Annotated in this window: 14 protein-coding genes and 1 pseudogene; 5 read left to right on the forward strand and 10 right to left on the reverse strand. The window is 60.7% G+C overall.

All coding sequences use genetic code 11. The annotated features are described in order from the left end of the window. Positions 1-17: 17 nt before the first annotated feature. From BMZ23_RS01715 to BMZ23_RS01750, 8 genes are all read right to left on the reverse strand, one after another. The gene (locus BMZ23_RS01715) at positions 18-620 is read right to left on the reverse strand and encodes a NapC/NirT family cytochrome c (RefSeq protein ID WP_177197190.1); all 603 of its coding nucleotides are present in this window, start codon (positions 618-620) and stop codon (positions 18-20) included. Positions 621-699: 79 nt separating this feature from the next. Then, positions 700-1,056, reverse strand: a complete 357-nt coding sequence (locus tag BMZ23_RS01720) for a c-type cytochrome (protein WP_093471799.1) — start codon at positions 1,054-1,056, stop codon at positions 700-702. A 72-nt stretch (positions 1,057-1,128) separates the two neighbouring features. After that, the gene (locus BMZ23_RS01725) at positions 1,129-2,775 is read right to left on the reverse strand and encodes a cytochrome D1 domain-containing protein (protein ID WP_218143542.1); all 1,647 of its coding nucleotides are present in this window, start codon (positions 2,773-2,775) and stop codon (positions 1,129-1,131) included. 216 nt (positions 2,776-2,991) lie between these two features. Beyond that, positions 2,992-3,840, reverse strand: coding sequence for a PA2778 family cysteine peptidase (locus tag BMZ23_RS01730; protein WP_177197191.1), 849 nt, complete (start codon positions 3,838-3,840; stop codon positions 2,992-2,994). Positions 3,841-3,941: 101 nt separating this feature from the next. Then, a complete protein-coding gene (locus BMZ23_RS01735) occupies positions 3,942-4,301 on the reverse strand; it encodes a PA2779 family protein (RefSeq protein WP_245748096.1) in 360 nt (119 codons plus the stop codon). Positions 4,302-4,420: 119 nt separating this feature from the next. Beyond that, positions 4,421-5,701, reverse strand: a complete 1,281-nt coding sequence (locus tag BMZ23_RS01740; protein WP_093471807.1) for an NAD(P)/FAD-dependent oxidoreductase — start codon at positions 5,699-5,701, stop codon at positions 4,421-4,423. Positions 5,702-5,904: 203 nt separating this feature from the next. Further along, positions 5,905-7,440: a DHA2 family efflux MFS transporter permease subunit gene (locus BMZ23_RS01745; RefSeq protein WP_245748084.1), complete on the reverse strand. Its 1,536-nt coding sequence runs from the start codon at positions 7,438-7,440 to the stop codon at positions 5,905-5,907. Beyond that, positions 7,433-8,464, reverse strand: a complete 1,032-nt coding sequence (locus BMZ23_RS01750; RefSeq protein WP_093471810.1) for an HlyD family secretion protein — start codon at positions 8,462-8,464, stop codon at positions 7,433-7,435. The genes BMZ23_RS01745 and BMZ23_RS01750 overlap by 8 nt, the downstream gene beginning before the upstream one ends. Before the next feature lie 104 nt (positions 8,465-8,568). Here BMZ23_RS01750 and BMZ23_RS01755 point away from each other — a divergent pair. Both BMZ23_RS01755 and gltX read left to right on the forward strand, forming a co-directional pair. Continuing rightward, a pseudogene (locus BMZ23_RS01755) lies at positions 8,569-9,483 on the forward strand (LysR family transcriptional regulator). 64 nt (positions 9,484-9,547) lie between these two features. Further along, positions 9,548-11,041: a glutamate--tRNA ligase gene (gene gltX / locus BMZ23_RS01760; protein WP_093471813.1), complete on the forward strand. Its 1,494-nt coding sequence runs from the start codon at positions 9,548-9,550 to the stop codon at positions 11,039-11,041. 24 nt (positions 11,042-11,065) lie between these two features. On the opposite strand, the gene galE is transcribed toward gltX, so the two are convergent. Beyond that, positions 11,066-12,082 carry a UDP-glucose 4-epimerase GalE gene (gene galE / locus BMZ23_RS01765; RefSeq protein WP_093471815.1) on the reverse strand — a complete coding sequence of 339 codons (1,017 nt, stop codon included), beginning with the start codon at positions 12,080-12,082 and terminating at the stop codon, positions 11,066-11,068. A 14-nt stretch (positions 12,083-12,096) separates the two neighbouring features. Beyond that, the gene (gene glmS, locus BMZ23_RS01770) at positions 12,097-13,926 is read right to left on the reverse strand and encodes a glutamine--fructose-6-phosphate transaminase (isomerizing) (protein ID WP_093471818.1); all 1,830 of its coding nucleotides are present in this window, start codon (positions 13,924-13,926) and stop codon (positions 12,097-12,099) included. A 223-nt stretch (positions 13,927-14,149) separates the two neighbouring features. On the opposite strand from glmS, the gene flgB reads away from it, so the two are divergent. From flgB to BMZ23_RS01785, 3 genes are read left to right on the forward strand one after another with little or no spacing between them, the layout of a single operon-like run. Beyond that, the gene (gene flgB / locus BMZ23_RS01775; RefSeq protein ID WP_093472139.1) at positions 14,150-14,554 is read left to right on the forward strand and encodes a flagellar basal body rod protein FlgB; all 405 of its coding nucleotides are present in this window, start codon (positions 14,150-14,152) and stop codon (positions 14,552-14,554) included. 2 nt (positions 14,555-14,556) lie between these two features. After that, complete coding sequence (gene flgC, locus BMZ23_RS01780) at positions 14,557-15,000, forward strand: flagellar basal body rod protein FlgC (protein ID WP_093471821.1); 444 nt, start codon at positions 14,557-14,559, stop codon at positions 14,998-15,000. Between the two features lie 12 nt (positions 15,001-15,012). Beyond that, complete coding sequence (locus tag BMZ23_RS01785) at positions 15,013-15,696, forward strand: flagellar hook assembly protein FlgD (protein ID WP_093471824.1); 684 nt, start codon at positions 15,013-15,015, stop codon at positions 15,694-15,696. Positions 15,697-15,718: the final 22 nt, after the last annotated feature.

The following is a 15,718-nucleotide window of genomic DNA, read 5'->3' on the forward strand; positions in this document are numbered from 1 at the left end:
TTTTTGGTTGCGATATGTCAATCCAGATAATCATCATCGGTCATGTCATCGGGCAGCTGGTGGGCAATACCCTGGTGGCACTGGATGCAGGTCATGCCATCAGCCACGGCGCGTTCATGCATGCGCTTGGCGCGTGGTGACTGCACTTCCTTGTCCATGCTGACAAAGTCATGGCAGTTGCGGCATTCCAGCGAGTCGTTCTTCATCATCCGGTTCCACTCGCGACGTGCCAGGGTCAGACGCTTGGCCTCGAATTTTTCCGGCGTGTTGATGGTGCCGGTAATCTTGCCCCAGACCTCGCGTGAAGCCTGGATCTTGCGAATCATCTTCGGACCCCAGGCCTGCGGAACGTGACAGTCCGAGCAGACCGCGCGTACGCCGGTACGGTTGGAGTAGTGGATGGTGTGCTGGTATTCCTTATAGACGTTATTCTCCATTTCGTGACAGGAAATGCAGAATTTTTCAGTATTGGTCCATTCCATCACGGTATTGAAACCGCCCCAGAAAATGATGCCGGCAGCAAAGCCGACGATCAGCAGAGAACCCAGGGAAAATTTCGAAGTGGGGCTTCGAAGCAGTTTCAGCAGACCCTTGATACGGGAGGTTCGCTGGTCACTCATGGCATTCCTCACAAAGCTCGCTTGGAGCAGTTGGGTTGGTGCGGCAATGGTTCGGTGCCTTTGAAGGGCACTCTGTAATTCAGTTCTGAACGGATGATTCGGTACTTCTCAGTGTCAGAATCCATTCGACCAGTTGGCGGATATCCTCTTCGGGGACCCGTCGATTGGCTGTCATGAACTCGTCACCCCAGTTGCCACCCCCGCCGTTGCGGACAATGGGTATCAGGCGCTCGAGTGCTTCGGGATCGTCCTGATAGCGTTCGCCGACATCGCGCCAGGCTGGACCACGTAGAGTGGTGTCCAGATCGTGGCAATTGAAACAGCCACGCTTCCAGGCCAGATCCACCATTTCCTGCTGGCGGCTGTCAGGCTCTGCGGCAAGTGGCGCGGCGATCAGTGAGATTCCGAGCGCTGCCAGCCAATGTCTTCGTTGCATGGGTGTGACTCCTGTCTGATTAGCCAACCGGTTCGGCCGGGCAGAGCCCGGCCGAACTGTGGCCCTGATGGATCAGGTCACGTGGTTGATGCGGTTGAACACGTTGAACTTGCCAGTCGGGGCGTACAGACCCTTGACTCGCGCCTTCTCCTTCAGTGTCTTGGCATCAAAGATGATCATCTCGCCGTTCGGCGCCAGGCTGTCACCACGGTTCCAGACGGAAGCCCATACTTCGGTGCCGTCATGGTTGAACTCGAAGTGAGTGGCTACCTGACCCTTGGTTTCGGTCAGACGGATAGTCTTGACGATTTCGCGGGTCTTCTTGTCGATGACCTTGACCGACTGCTGTACTTCAGGCTCCGGGTGCAGAGTCTGGTCGATCCATACGTAGTCGCTCTTCGGGTGGGTACGGATGAACAGACCCGGGCCGTCAGTTTCAACTTCGTAGCAGATCTTCCAGGCATGATCCTTGTTGCCTGCCGGATCGTTACCCCAGGCAGTCATCTTGCCAACACCCAGGTGCGGGGTGCCGCCTACCGGACCACAGGTCGGGTCGATCCAGTTGGCGCCCGGGCCCGGGTGCGGACGCAGGTCGGTGTCGATGATGGCTTCGAGCTTGCGGGTATTGGCATCGATCACCACCATCTGGTTGGAGCCGTTGGCAGCGATCTGGAAGTAGCGACCGGTCGGATCGAAGAAACCGTCGTGCAGGAACTTGGCGTTGTCGATCATCTCGATGCGCAGGTTGTCGATATCCGAGTAGTCAACCTGCCAGGTCTGGCCCAGCTCCTTGATGTTGACCAGCCAGGTCGGTGCGTGCGGGGTGTCGTAGATGGCTGCGACACGGGCTTCGTTGACGTATTCGCCGTCGACGTTAACACCGCGGGCGGAAACCACTTTCAGCGGCTCCATGGTGTGGGCGTCAAGGATAGCGAAGTGCGGCGGCCAGTAACCGCCACCGATGACGTACTTGCCGTCGCCGGAAACAGCTACGTCACGTGCGTCATAAGCAACCTGCACTTCGGAGACCAGCATCTTGTCCGGAGTCTGCCACAGGTCGATCTTGGTCATCTTGCCGTCGCGGCCCATGGTGTACCAGAAGCGGCCGACTTCTTCGGGCTTCGGATGCTTGACGGCCTTGTTGTTTTCCACGCCCTTCATCACGTGTACGGCGTAACCGGTGGGGATACGTGCCACCAGTTCCTTCTTGTCACCGTCGATCACTGCAACCGAACCGTGGTCACGCTCGATCGTCAGGAAGAAGTTCTTCCAGTTGCGGCCGTGCATCGGCTTGGTCGGATACTGGTCGGCCGGTACGTGGGTCTTCAGGGTTTCCTTCATCTGGGCCAGGGACAGCTCCGGCGGTACCGGCGGTGTCATCTGGATGTAGGTTGCCAGCAGAGAAATATCTTCCGGCGAGTAGATCTTGTCGAAGTTGTTCATGCCGCCTTCGGTACCCAGCGCAATAATACGCTCCAGGCGCTGCTGGCCGAGTTTCAGCATGTTTTCGGGTTCGAGGTTGGAACCGGTGGCGCCTTTGCGCAGAACACCGTGACAGCCGGCACACTGCTGGAAGTACAGCAGGGTGGCGCGGTCGAACTGCTCTTTTTCAAGAGTTGGCTGGGAAGCGATTGCTGCTGTGCTGCTGGCAGCCATGCCGCCGACCAGCATAGCTGCCAGCAACGGGCTGTGGCTTTTGCGAAGCGTGGGTGTGTGCATTGTGGGTTCTCCTTGCAGGCTTTTTGCCGTTTGTGTTGACACGCTTGCAATTTGTTACTTTTTGGAGAGTCCCGCTTTAACACAGATCAAGAAATGTGACGTTTCCGGCTTTTTTTGGTGCGGCAGATTGGCACATGTCGATTACCCGTTGCAGGTAGAAAGGCTTGCCTATATAGGGGTATATGGCAATAGCCTTCGTGCAATTGAGTGTTTCTGTCAGGGCAACAAAGGCTGATAAGGCGTGTGGCATGCTTGCAAATCAATATGTTGCAGCAAGTTTACGGCATCTGGCTGGCTGGCCAGATTTGCCTGTTGCGGACAGCCCATGGCTGTGAATGCCGCGATCAGGTTGTGCCTGGCTTGCTGCAGGTCAGGGAACTGTCGCAGGGCTTCCAGGTAAGCCTCAATTGCGGCTTGCTGCAGACCCAGTTGCCAGGCGCTGTTGGCGGCACCGAACCAGCCAGCGGGCTGCTCCGGCCATTGCTCAATAGCGCGCTGGTAGGCGCTACGAGCGGCAGCCGGCTGTCCGCTCAACTCCAGATCGCTGGCGGCACGCAGCCATGGCAGGGCTTCGGCGTTGGCCGGCAATTGCTCCGGCGGCATCAGCACGCGGGCCCAGTTGTCGGCGCGTTGCCAACTGCGCAGGAACAGGCGTAGCGGTTCGCGGCGTTCGGCTTCCAGGCCGCTGTGCAGGATGATCTGCTGGCGCGGCAGGTCGTAACCGATGGCCACCGCGTAGTGCCACTGCGGCCACCAGTTAAAGCCAAGGTTCTGCATCACCAATACCGGATTGCCGGCCTGCAATTCCAGCAGCAGTGATTCCGCTCGGGGTGCCAGCGGATACACCAGAAGCCCCTGTTCTCGGGCGGCGGCAACCATTTCCAGTTGCAGGCTGCCACGCCGCTCGGGCAGCCAGACCCGTTCGGTCAGTTGCTCAGGGGTAATTTCAATGCCGCGCTGGTTGAGCAGCATGGCCAGGGCTGCCGGGCCGCACTGGTAATCGTCCTGGGCATGGAAAGGCACATCGGTGAGCAGAGTACGGGAGGGTAGTGCGGGGTCATGCATCAAGGCTGTCTGTGGCTGGACGGCACAACCGCTCAGCCATAACAGCCAGGCCAACAGCAGAACCGGCCGCCATTGTACGGCGGCTGGTATTGCCCATGTCATCAGCGAACGCAGTTGACGAAGCTATAGATATTGGTGGCGCACAGCATGTCAGTAACGATGAAGACCAGCAGGAACAGCACAATCACACCAACCACGCCGGCACCGGCCGGGGCCTTTTCCAGTTCGGCATTGAATTGCGCCAGCTCTGCCGGGGTCAGGCTATTGATGCGCTGCTCGACCTGCTCGGCGGTCACGCCCATAGCCTGCAGGCGCTCACGCACCTGATCATCCTCCAGCATCGCCTGCAGATCCTGACGATCCATCTGTACCTGCTGTTCGGCAATCAGTTCATGGGTACCGATCATCCCGGCTTGGGCCTGAATGCTGGCCAGACTGGTGATCAGGAACAGCGCGGTCATCAGAATCGACAGGCTCTTGCGCAAGGTGCGGATCATTTCCATGGTGGTTCTCCGTATTGTTGGTTTCGGCGCTAATTATAGCCAGAAAATGCGTCAGGGTCTGCGCTGGCAACTTGCCGTCAAATGCCCAGCCGGTCGCGCAGGCTGTAATACAGCGCACCCAGCGCCGAGAACGGTACCTGCAGCAGGCGGCCGCCGGGGAACGGGTAGTGCGGCAGGGCGGCAAAGGCGTCAAAACGTTCGGCCTGGCCGCGCAGCGCCTCGGCCAGCACCTTGCCGGCCAGGTGGGTGTAGGTCACGCCATGCCCGCTGCAGCCCTGGGAATAGTAGATGTTGTCGCCGATACGGCCGACCTGCGGCAGCCGCGACAGGGTCAGCAGGAAATTGCCGGTCCAGGCATAGTCAATCTTCACATCGGCCAGTTGCGGGAAGGTCTTCAGCAGCTTGGGCCGTACCAGCGCCTCGACATTGGCCGGATCGCGCGCACCATAGACCACGCCGCCGCCGTAGATCAGTCGGCGGTCGGCGGACAGCCGGTAATAATCGAGCAGGTAGTTGCAGTCCTCGACGCAGTCATCCTCCGGCAGCAGGCTGCGCGCCAGTTCCTCATCCAGCGGTGCGGTGGTGATCACCTGGGTGCCACAGGGCATAGATTTGGCCGCCAGTTGCGGTATCAGTCCACCCAGATAGGCATTTCCGGCCACTACCACAAAGCGCGCGCGCACCTGGCCCTGGGCGGTGTGGACCAGTGGCCGCTCGCCCGGTTCGACGCGGATGACCGCTGAGTGCTCATGGATCACCCCGCCCAGCGATTCAACGGCAGCCGCCTCACCCAGCACCAGATTGAGCGGATGAATATGCCCGCCCTGACGATCCAGCATGCCACCGACATAGCGCTGGCTGTCGACCCGCTGGCGGATATCTGTGCCATCCAGCATCTCCAGGTGGTTGTAGCCGTAGCGTTCCCACAGTGCCTTCTGCGCTTGCAGGTGCTGCATTTGTTTGGCATTCAGCGCAGCAAAGATGCCGCCATCCTTCAAGTCGCACTGGATGCCATAGCGCTGCACCCGATCGCGGATGATGCGCCCACCCTCGAAGGCCATCTCGCCGAGCAGGCGTGCCTGTGGTGCCGGCAGGGTGCGTTCGATCACATCAATGTCGCGGCTGTAGCTGTTGACGATCTGCCCGCCATTGCGCCCGGAGGCGCCAAAACCGACCTTGACCGCCTCCAGCACGCGCACACTGAAACCCTGTTCCAGCAGAAACAGCGCGGTGGAGATACCGGTGTAGCCGGCACCGATCACACAGACATCAGCCTCCACCAGCCCCTGCAATGGCGGGCGCTGAGGGGTCGGATTGGCCGAGGCGGCGTAATAGGAACCCGTGTGGTCGGTGAGCATGGCGCACTCCTGTCAGTTCGGATTTGTTTGATATTTTTTACAAATAAGGCCTGATGCTAGCGCTGTAGAGGTGTTATTGCCAGTAGGTGGGCAGAAAAATGTACATTTGGTAGGTGTGACGAGTGCCCGTATTACGCAGCCGTCATTGCATGCCCGCAGGGCCGAAGCAATCCAGGCGCCGCCATGGCAGGCGCAAGGGAAGGTTACTTGCGCTGAATCGGCAAGCCACGGGTCAGCAGCACGCAGACGGTGGACAGCAGCAGCATCACACCGATCAGGCTGAAGGCATCATTGAAGGCCATGATCCGCGCCTGCTGCTCGACCTGCTGCATCAGCAGCTGCAGCGCCGCCTGCGGGTCGCCAAGCTGTTGGGTCAGCAGTTGCAGCCGCTCAATCACCTCCGGACGCTCCGGGCTGACGTGCTCGCGCAGCATCTCGTAATGCCGGCTGCTGCGGCTGTCGAGGATGGTTGCCAGTGCGGCAATGCCAATCGCACCGCCGAGGTTGCGGATGATGTTGTACAGGCTGGACGCCGAGCCGGCCTGCGACGGCGGAATCATCGCGGTGGCGAGGATCGACAGCGGCACCAGAATCATCGGCTGGCCAAACGAGCGGAAGATCTGGATCGCAATGAACTGGGGTCCGGCAAAGTCGAGATCCAGTTGTGCGCTGTACAGGCTGGCGCTGCCGAACAGTACAAAGCCGGCGGCGCAGATCAGCCGGGCATCAATAAAGCGCATTAGCACAGGCACCAGCGGGATCAGCAGCAACTGCGGCAGGCCCAGCCACATGAACACCTCGCCGATCTGCAGCGCGTTGTACTGCTGGATCTGCGCCAGATACACCGGCAACACAAACACCGTGCCATACAGCCCGACCCCCAGCCCGACATTGGCCAGGCTGCCAAGCAGGAAGTTGCGCTCGCCAAGCAGGCGCAGGTTGATCAGATGGTTGTCGCGTGACAGCTGCAGAATGATAAACAGCCCCAGACTGACAAACGCCAGCGAGCCGAGCCAGATCATCAGTGGTGAATCCAGCCAGTCCAGCCGGTTGCCTTCCTCCAGGAACACCTGTAGGCAGCCAAGCCCGATGGCCATGCTGACAATCCCGGCATAGTCGCCCTTCTTCAGCAGCTCCCAGCGCGGCGCCTGGGGTGCCAGGCCATACATCAGGCCGGCGATCATCAGCGCGCCGGGCAGCACGTTGATGTAGAAAATGTATTCCCAGCCGAAGCTTTCGGTCAGCCAGCCGCCCAGGGTCGGGCCAATCGACGGGGCAAAGGTGGCGGTGATGGCGAACAGCGCCATGCCCTTGGGGCGCACCTCCAGCGGCAGCTTGGTTAGTACCAGGGAGAAGGCGAAGGGAATCAGCGCGCCGCCGGCCAAGCCCTGCAGCACGCGGAAGATGATCATGCTTTGCAGGTCCCAGGCCAGCGAGCAGAGCAGTGAGGCAATCACGAACACCACCGAGATGATGACTGCAAAGCGCCGTGGCGACAGCACCATGCACAGCCAGGCGGCCAGCGGGATGATGATGATCTCGGCGACCAGATAGGAGGTGGAAATCCACGAGCCCTCCTCGATGGTCGCCGACAGTGCGCCCTGGATATCCTTCAGCGAGGCGTTGACGATCTGGATGTCCAGAATCGCCATAAAGGCACCGAGAATGGCGCTGAGAATGGCAATCCAGTCGCGCCGGGTAGGTGGCGGAATGGCTGGCTCGCGGTAGGTCTCAGTCACGCAGGTCGACCCGCACCTGCACCGACAGCCCAGGGCGGATCAACGGCCGCAAGGGATGCTGCGGGTCGATCAGGATCTTCACCGGCAGGCGCTGCACCACCTTGGTGAAGTTGCCGGTGGCATTATCCGGCGGCAGCAGGCTGAACTGCGCACCGGTGGCCGGGAACAGGCTGTCGATCACGCCGTCGACCGGCTCGCCGGGGAAGGCATCAAATTGCAAGCGTACCCGCTGGCCGGGATGCAGCCGGCGGATCTGGGTTTCCTTGAAATTCGCCTGCACCCACAGCTGCTGCTCCGGGACCAGCGCCAGCAGTTGCTGGCCAACCTGCACCTGCTGACCCACTCGCACACTGCGCTGGCCGATGCGACCGGCGACTGCCGCGCGTATCTCGCTGCGTTCAATGGCCAGCTCGGCGCGCTCGATCTCGGCGCGGGCCGCAGTCTCCAGGGCAGCCAGGCGCTGCAGTTCGGCCTGCAGGCCGTTGTTGTCCAGTTCACGGGTGCGCAGTTCAGCCTCGGCGGCACGCAGGCGGGCGCGCACCACCTGTTGCTGGGCCTGCAGGTGGCTGAGCTGTTCCTCGGAGGCATAACCGGACTGGCGCAGCGGTGTCAGGCGCGCGAGATCGCGCTGCAGGCGTTGCAGCTCGGCCTGCTGCGCATCAATCTCGGCACGCGCCGCTGCCAGCCGGCTGTCCTGCTGGGCCAGTCGTGCGCGTACCTGCTGCTGCTCGGCCAGCCGGGTCTGCAGACTGGCCTCGGCCAGCTGCCGGGCCAGGCGAAAGTCGCGGTCATCCAGTCGCACCAGCAACTGCCCGGCCTCAACCAGCTGGTTGTCATCCACCAGCACCTCCATCACCTGGGCCGCCAGCTGACTGCCGACCCGGCTGATTTCCGCATGCACATAGGCATTGCTGGTGCTCTGGTAATGGCGTCCGATCAGCCACCAGTGGGCAGTGAAGCTGGCAACGGCAAGCGCACACACAAGCAAAAACAGAAATAGGCGAAGTCGGGTGCGGGAAGCCATGAGTTTTTCCGTTTTTCTGATTGTCCGGGCACTCTAGCACTGTTGCCGGATCTGCCGGAGGCGCTAGAATCGCCACACTTTGTTGCATCGAAGGAACAGTTGGCATGGGATTGGATGACGCTCTGATCTTTACCCGGGTGGTTGAACAACACAGTTTCACCAGTGCCGCAGTGACGCTTGGCATGCAGAAATCCACTGTAAGCCGCCGTATTGCACAGCTCGAGGAGCGGCTGGGGGTACGCCTGCTCAACCGCACTACGCGCAAGCTGAGGCTTACTGAAGTAGGTCAGGCCTACTATGAACGCTGCCGGCAGATCATGTAGGAGTTCGCCGAGGCTGAAGAGGCGATCATGCATTTGCAGAGCGAACCGATCGGGTTGCTGCGGATCAGCTCGCCAATCGAGTTCGGTCAACTGTTCCTTGGTGCCGCCGTCGGTGAGTTTATGCGCTGCTATCCGGCAATCCAGGTGGATATCGAGCTGACTACCCGGCTGGTCGATCCGGTGGAAGAGGGCTTTGACGTGGTGATCCACCGTGGTCGCCCGCAGGACTCCAGTCTGGTGGCGCGCAGCATGGTATCCACTCCATGCCGGCTGTATGCCAGCCCGGACTATGTTGCACGGCATGGAGCACCGCGAACACCGGCTGACTTGTCCGCGCACCGCTGCATCCATACCAGCGTGGAGCCGCTGCGCAAGTGGCAGTTTCTTGACCCTGATACCAGCGTATCCATCACGCCGGTGCTCACGGTCAATAACATTACCTTTGCCCGCGAGGCAGCGTTACAGGGCGCTGGCATTATCAATGTGCCGGAGTTCATCGCCGAGCCGCTGGTCGAAGAAGGGCAGCTGGTTCGCATTCTTGAGGATTGTCGGCTACCCACGGCCGAGCTCTATGCGCTCTATCCCTCGCGTCGTTTCCAGTCGATGAAGGTCAAGGCCTTTATCGATTTCATGATCGCCCGTCTTGAGCAGCAGATGCAGGCGCGCGCACTGGAGGATGACGGGCTGGCGCGGTAAGATTTCACCCCGTAATTACAGGCCGGAGCAGTTGTGCTCCGGTCGGACCAGATCGAGAGACTCCATGACCGTCCGCACCCGCATTGCCCCTTCGCCGACCGGTGACCCGCATGTCGGCACCGCCTACATTGCCCTGTTCAACGAGTGCTTTGCCCGACAGCACGGCGGCCAGTTCATCCTGCGCATCGAAGACACCGATCAGGTGCGCTCCAGTGCCGAGTCCGAGCAGCAGATCCTGCAATCGCTGCGCTGGCTGGGACTGAACTGGGACGAAGGTCCTGATGTAGGCGGCCCGCACGGCCCTTACCGGCAGAGCGAGCGCAGCGCTATTTACCAGCAGCACAGTGAGCAGCTGATTGCTGACGGCCATGCGTTCCGCTGTTTCTGCAGCAGCGAACGGCTGGACGCACTGCGTGCCGAACAGATGGCCAACAAGCAGACCCCCGGCTACGACGGCCACTGCCTGCACCTGGCTCCGACCGAGGTGGCGCAGCGACTGGCTGCCGGCGAGCCGCATGTGGTGCGCATGAAAGTGCCGTCCGAGGGCGTCTGTGTGGTCAACGACATGCTGCGCGGGGAGATCGAGATTCCCTGGGAGCAGGTCGACATGCAGGTGCTGATGAAGGCCGACGGTCTGCCCACCTATCACCTGGCCAACGTGGTCGACGACCACCTGATGCAGATCACCCATGTGCTGCGTGGCGAGGAGTGGATCAACTCGGCGCCGAAGCACCAGTTGCTCTATCAGTATTTCGGCTGGCAGATGCCGCAGCTGTGCCATATGCCGCTGCTGCGCAACCCGGACAAAAGCAAACTGTCCAAGCGCAAAAACCCGACCAGCATCACCTTCTACCAGCGCATGGGTTACCTGCCACAGGCGCTGCTGAACTACCTCGGGCGCATGGGCTGGTCGATGCCCGACGAGCGCGAGAAGTTCACCCTGGCCGAGATGATCGAGCACTTCGACATCCAGCGTGTATCGCTCGGCGGACCGATCTTCGATGTGGAGAAACTGGCCTGGCTGAACGGGCTGTGGATTCGTGAACTGGGCACCGATGAGTTTGCCCGTGCGGTACAGGCCTGGGCGCTGAATGCCGACTACCTGAAGCCGCTGGTGCCGCTGGTGCAGAGCCGGGTCGAGACGTTCAGCGAGCTGTTGCCGCTGGCCGGCTTCTTCCTCAGTGGCCCGGTGGCGCCGGATGCCACGCTGTTTGCCCACAAGAAGCTCGGCCCGGACGAGGTACGCCAGCTGCTGCAACTGCTGCTGTGGAAGCTGGAGGCGCTGCGCCAGTGGGACAAGGACGGCATCACCGCCTGCATCCAGCTGATTGCCCAGGGTTTCGAGGTCAAGCTGCGTGACGTGATGCCGCTGCTGTTCCCGGCCATCACCGGTCAGGCCAGCTCGGTATCGGTGCTGGACGCCATGGCCCACCTCGGCCCGGACCTGACCCGCTACCGCCTGCGTCAGGCGCTGGAGCTGCTGGGTGGTACCTCGAAGAAGGAAGCCAAGGCCTGGGAAAAACGACTGGCGGAGATTGAGCTGGCGGCGGCCGGCTGACGGGCGCCGCTGCGGGGTATCGACTTAGCGATACCCCTGCGGGTTGCCTGACTGCCAGCGCCAGCTGTCATCGCAGATCTGCTGCAGGGTGCGGGTGGCCTTCCAGCCGAGTTCACTTTCCGCCCGTTGCGGATCGGCGTAGCAGCTGGCGACGTCGCCGGCGCGGCGCTCAACCGCTTTCCAGGCCAGACTGTGGCCACAGGCTTGCTCAAAGGCCTGCAGCATTTGCAGTACCGAATAGCCCTGGCCGGTGCCCAGATTGAAGGCGCGCAGCCCCGCCTTGCGGCCCAGCCAGTCCAGTGCTGCCACATGCCCCTCGGCCAGATCCATCACATGGATATAGTCACGCACACCGGTGCCGTCGACGGTCGGATAATCGGTACCAAACACCTGCAGCTGCGGCAGACGCCCTACCGCCACCTGTGAGATGTATGGCAGCAGGTTGTTCGGCAGTCCGTTCGGGTCCTCGCCGATCAGTCCGCTGGGATGCGCGCCGACCGGATTGAAATAGCGCAGCAGGGCAATATTCCACTGCGGATCGGCCAGGAACAGATCGCTCAGCATCTGCTCGATAATCAGCTTGGAACGGCCATAGGGATTGGTCGCACTGAGCGGAAAGTCTTCGTCAATCGGTAATCTCGCCGGGTCGCCATACACGGTGGCCGACGAGCTGAACACCAGATTCCTCACCCCGGCCGCCTGCATCGCCTCGAACAGCACCAGACTGCCTGCGACATTGTTCTGGTAGTAGCGCAGCGGCTGGGCGGTGGACTCGCCGACCGCCTTCAGCCCGGCAAAGTGAATCACCGCATCTATCGACTGTTCCTCAAACAGCTGGGCGAGCAGGGCGCGATCGCGAATGTCGCCCTCGATCAGTGCCAGCGGCTGGCCGCTGATCTGCCTGACCCGGCGCAGTGCCTCGGGTTTGCTGTTACTGAAGTTGTCCAGTACCACCAATTGATGCCCGGCCTGCTGCAGGCAGATACAGGTATGGGTGCCGATATAGCCAGCACCGCCGGTAACCAGAATGCGTTGTGCCATGCGCCTTCCCCTGTTTATTCCACAGTGACCGACTTGGCCAGATTACGCGGCTTGTCGACATCGGTGCCCTTGACCAGTGCCACGTGGTAGCTCAGCAGTTGCAGCGGCAGGGTGTAGACCAGTGGCGAAATGCAGTCTTCGACCCAGGGCAGGTTGATAATGGTGTGGTTGGCGTCGGATCTCTGTTCGGTGGTTTCGCAGGCAAAGGTGATCAACTGGCCACCCCGTGCACGTACCTCTTCCAGATTCGACAGCAATTTTTCCAGCAGACTGTCACTGGGTGCCACGCTGACCACCGGCATATCTTCGTCTACCAGTGCCAGCGGTCCGTGCTTGAGCTCGCCGGCTGCATAGGCTTCGGCATGGATGTAGGAAATTTCCTTGAGCTTGAGGGCTCCTTCCATGGCGATCGGGTAGTGGCTACCGCGCCCGAGGAACAGGGCGTGGTGTTTGTTGGCAAAGCGCTCGGCCAGTTGCACTATCTGCGGCTCAAGCCCCAGTACCTGCTCAATCAGGGTCGGCAAACGCCGCAGGGCACTGACATTGCCGGCTACCTGCGGCTGGTCGCAGCCACGCACTTGAAGCAGGGCTGTGGTCAGCCATAGCAGGGCAGTTAGCTGGGTGGTAAAGGCCTTGGTTGAAGCAACGCCAATTTCCGGGCCGGCATGCGTCAGCAGACGCCAGTCGGCCTCGCGTACCAGCGAGCTGCCGGCCACGTTGCAGATTGCCAGGGTGCCCAGATAGCCAAGCTGGCGAGCGTGGCGCAGGGCCGCCAGGGTGTCGGCGGTTTCGCCGGACTGGGAAATACAGATCAGCAGGCTGTTGTCCGGGACCACCACGGTGCGGTAACGGTATTCGCTGGCTACTTCGACCTGACAGGGAATGCCGGCCATTTCCTCGATCCAGTAGCGGGCAACCAGGCCGGCATGGTAGCTGGTGCCGCACGCCACAATGTGGATGTGGCGGATGTCGGCCAGCCGCGTTTCGGCTTCGGGGCCAAGTACGGCAGTCAGCACATGGTCATCGGCCAGCGTACCGGCCAGGGTGTCAGCCACCGCCTGCGGCTGCTCGAACATTTCCTTGAGCATGTAGTGGCGGTATTCGCCCTTGTCCAGGCTGTGCGCGGCGTGCTCGTAACGCTGTACCGGGCGATCGGCAGGCTGGTGCTGGCGATCCCAGATCTGGCAGTGGTTGATGCCCATGCGGGCGTAATCACCTTCCTCCAGATAGCGGAAGCGGTCGGTGACCTGCAGCATCGCCAGCGGGTCGGAGGCCAGATAATGCTCTTCGCTGCCTTCGCCAATCACCAGCGGGCTGCCCATGCGCGCGCAATAGAGAGTGTCCGGCTCGGCCTCGTGGATAATACCCAGCGCATACGCGCCATGCAGCTCGGCGAGGGTCGCACGCAGTGCTTGCAGTATGTCCTGCCCCTGTTGCAGGTGGTGGTGCAGCAGGTGGGCAATGACCTCGGTGTCGGTATCCGAACTGAACTGGTAGCCCAGTGACTGCAGGCGCTGGCGCAGCGGGGCATGGTTTTCGATGATGCCGTTGTGCACCACGGCAATCGAGCCGGACTGGTGCGGATGGGCATTGCGCTCTGCCGGTTTGCCGTGGGTGGCCCAGCGGGTGTGGGCAATGCCGATATGCCCCTGCAATGGCTCGGCGTCCAGCAGGTTCTCCAGCTCGATTACCTTGCCCATGGCGCGGGCGCGCTGCAAATGGCCCTCGGCGTCCAGTACTGCAAGTCCGGCCGAGTCATAACCGCGGTATTCGAGGCGGCGCAGCCCCTCTAGCAGGATCGGGGTGACGTTGCGTTGCGCGATGGCGCCGACAATTCCGCACATGTAATGGAGTCCTTTGAGTGTTCGGATGAAAAGGTGCCTATCTTACCACCGCGGGCGCATTGCCGGCAGCGACACCCCGGTGTTTGCGGCAATGGCTTGCCGCGTCAAATTCCAGTCTTTGATAACTTGTTGTTTTATAAGTGATTATTTGTTGGCATGGAGATTGCTTTAGCTTGCTTGTGCAATAACGCCGACCGTTTTCGGTCAGTAGGGGATGATTGTCATGAGCATCAGTTTCGACAAGGCATTGGGGATTCACGAGAGCGCGCTGAAGTTTCGCAGCGAGCGGGCAGCCGTGCTGGCCAACAATCTGGCCAACGCCGAGACGCCCAATTACAAGGCCCGTGATCTGGATTTTGCCGCCGTTCTTGAGGCCCAGCAGGGCAAGGGCACGCAAGGTGTTGGTATGCAGCGTACCCATCAGCAGCATTTCGTCACGGACAGTCTGGTCGATCAGGCTGCCGGGCTGCGATATCGCGTGCCCAGCCAGCCGGCTATCGACGGTAATACCGTGGACACCCAAACCGAGCAAGCACGTTTTGCCGAGAATGCCGCGCAATTCCAAGCGAGTTTCACCTTCCTCAACAGCAAGTTCAAGGGGCTGATGACAGCCCTGAGAGGAGACTGACCATGTCGCTTAACCAGGTTTTCAATATCGCCGGCTCTGGCATGAGTGCGCAATCGCTGCGGCTTAATACCGTTGCCAGCAACATCGCCAATGCCGAGACCGTCTCCAGCAGCGTTGACCAGACCTACCGGGCACGCAACCCGCTGTTTGCAACTGTTTTCAGCGAGCAGCAGGGCATGGGGCAGGGATCCTTGTTCCAGCCGCATGACGAGGCGGGTCAGGGTGTGCAGGTGTTGGGCATTGTCGAGTCGGATGCTGAATTGCAGATGCGCTATGACCCTAATCATCCCATGGCGAACGAAGAAGGCTACATCTTTATGCCCAACGTCAATGTGATGGAGGAGATGGCCAACATGATGGCCGCCTCAAGAGCTTACCAGACCAATGTGGAACTCATGAACACCGCCAAGACGCTGATGCAACGCGTACTGACGCTGGGGCAATAAGGAGCAGGCAAAATGTCTATCGGAATCAATACGCAAGGCGCTTCAGCACTGGATAACTACCAGATTGATCAGGGTCGTTTTGCCAAGGGGGGGGAGCTTGGCAAGAACGAGTTTCTCGAATTGCTGGTCGCGCAGTTGAACAACCAGGACCCGTTGTCACCCCAGGAAAACGGTGAGTTTATCGCGCAGTTGGCACAGTTCAGCACTGTGGAGGGGATCGAGAAAATGGGAGCTGGCTTGGATAATTTGGCCAGAAGCTTCCAGTCATCTCAAGCGCTGCAGGCCTCATCCATGGTGGGTCGTTCGGTGATTGTGCCGACCTCCAAGGCCATGGTGGATACCGAGGCAGGTATTAAAGGTGACTATGTGCTGCCAGCCTCCAGTGCCAATGTTTTGATTAGCGTCTACGACGAAAGCGGGGCTCTGGTGCACCAAGCTAGTCAAAGCAATGTTCAAGCCGGCACCCGGGCGTTTTCCTGGGATGGGCGGGATGGCTCGGGTGATTTGTTGCCGCCGGGCATGTACAGCTTCAAGGTGGAGGCCAGCTTTGAGGGCGGCAACCGTCAACTGAATACCCTTTTGCCGGCCAATGTAGACAGCGTATCCCTGCCGTCCGCTACGGGCGGTGAAATGCTTCTAAACCTCGCAGGCATCGGCAGCATGGCGCTGTCCAGCGTGCAGATGATTGGCAAATAAGCTCGCTTGGGCGATTAACCAC

Source organism: Halopseudomonas yangmingensis (assembly GCF_900114825.1).
GTDB lineage: Bacteria > Pseudomonadota > Gammaproteobacteria > Pseudomonadales > Pseudomonadaceae > Halopseudomonas > Halopseudomonas yangmingensis.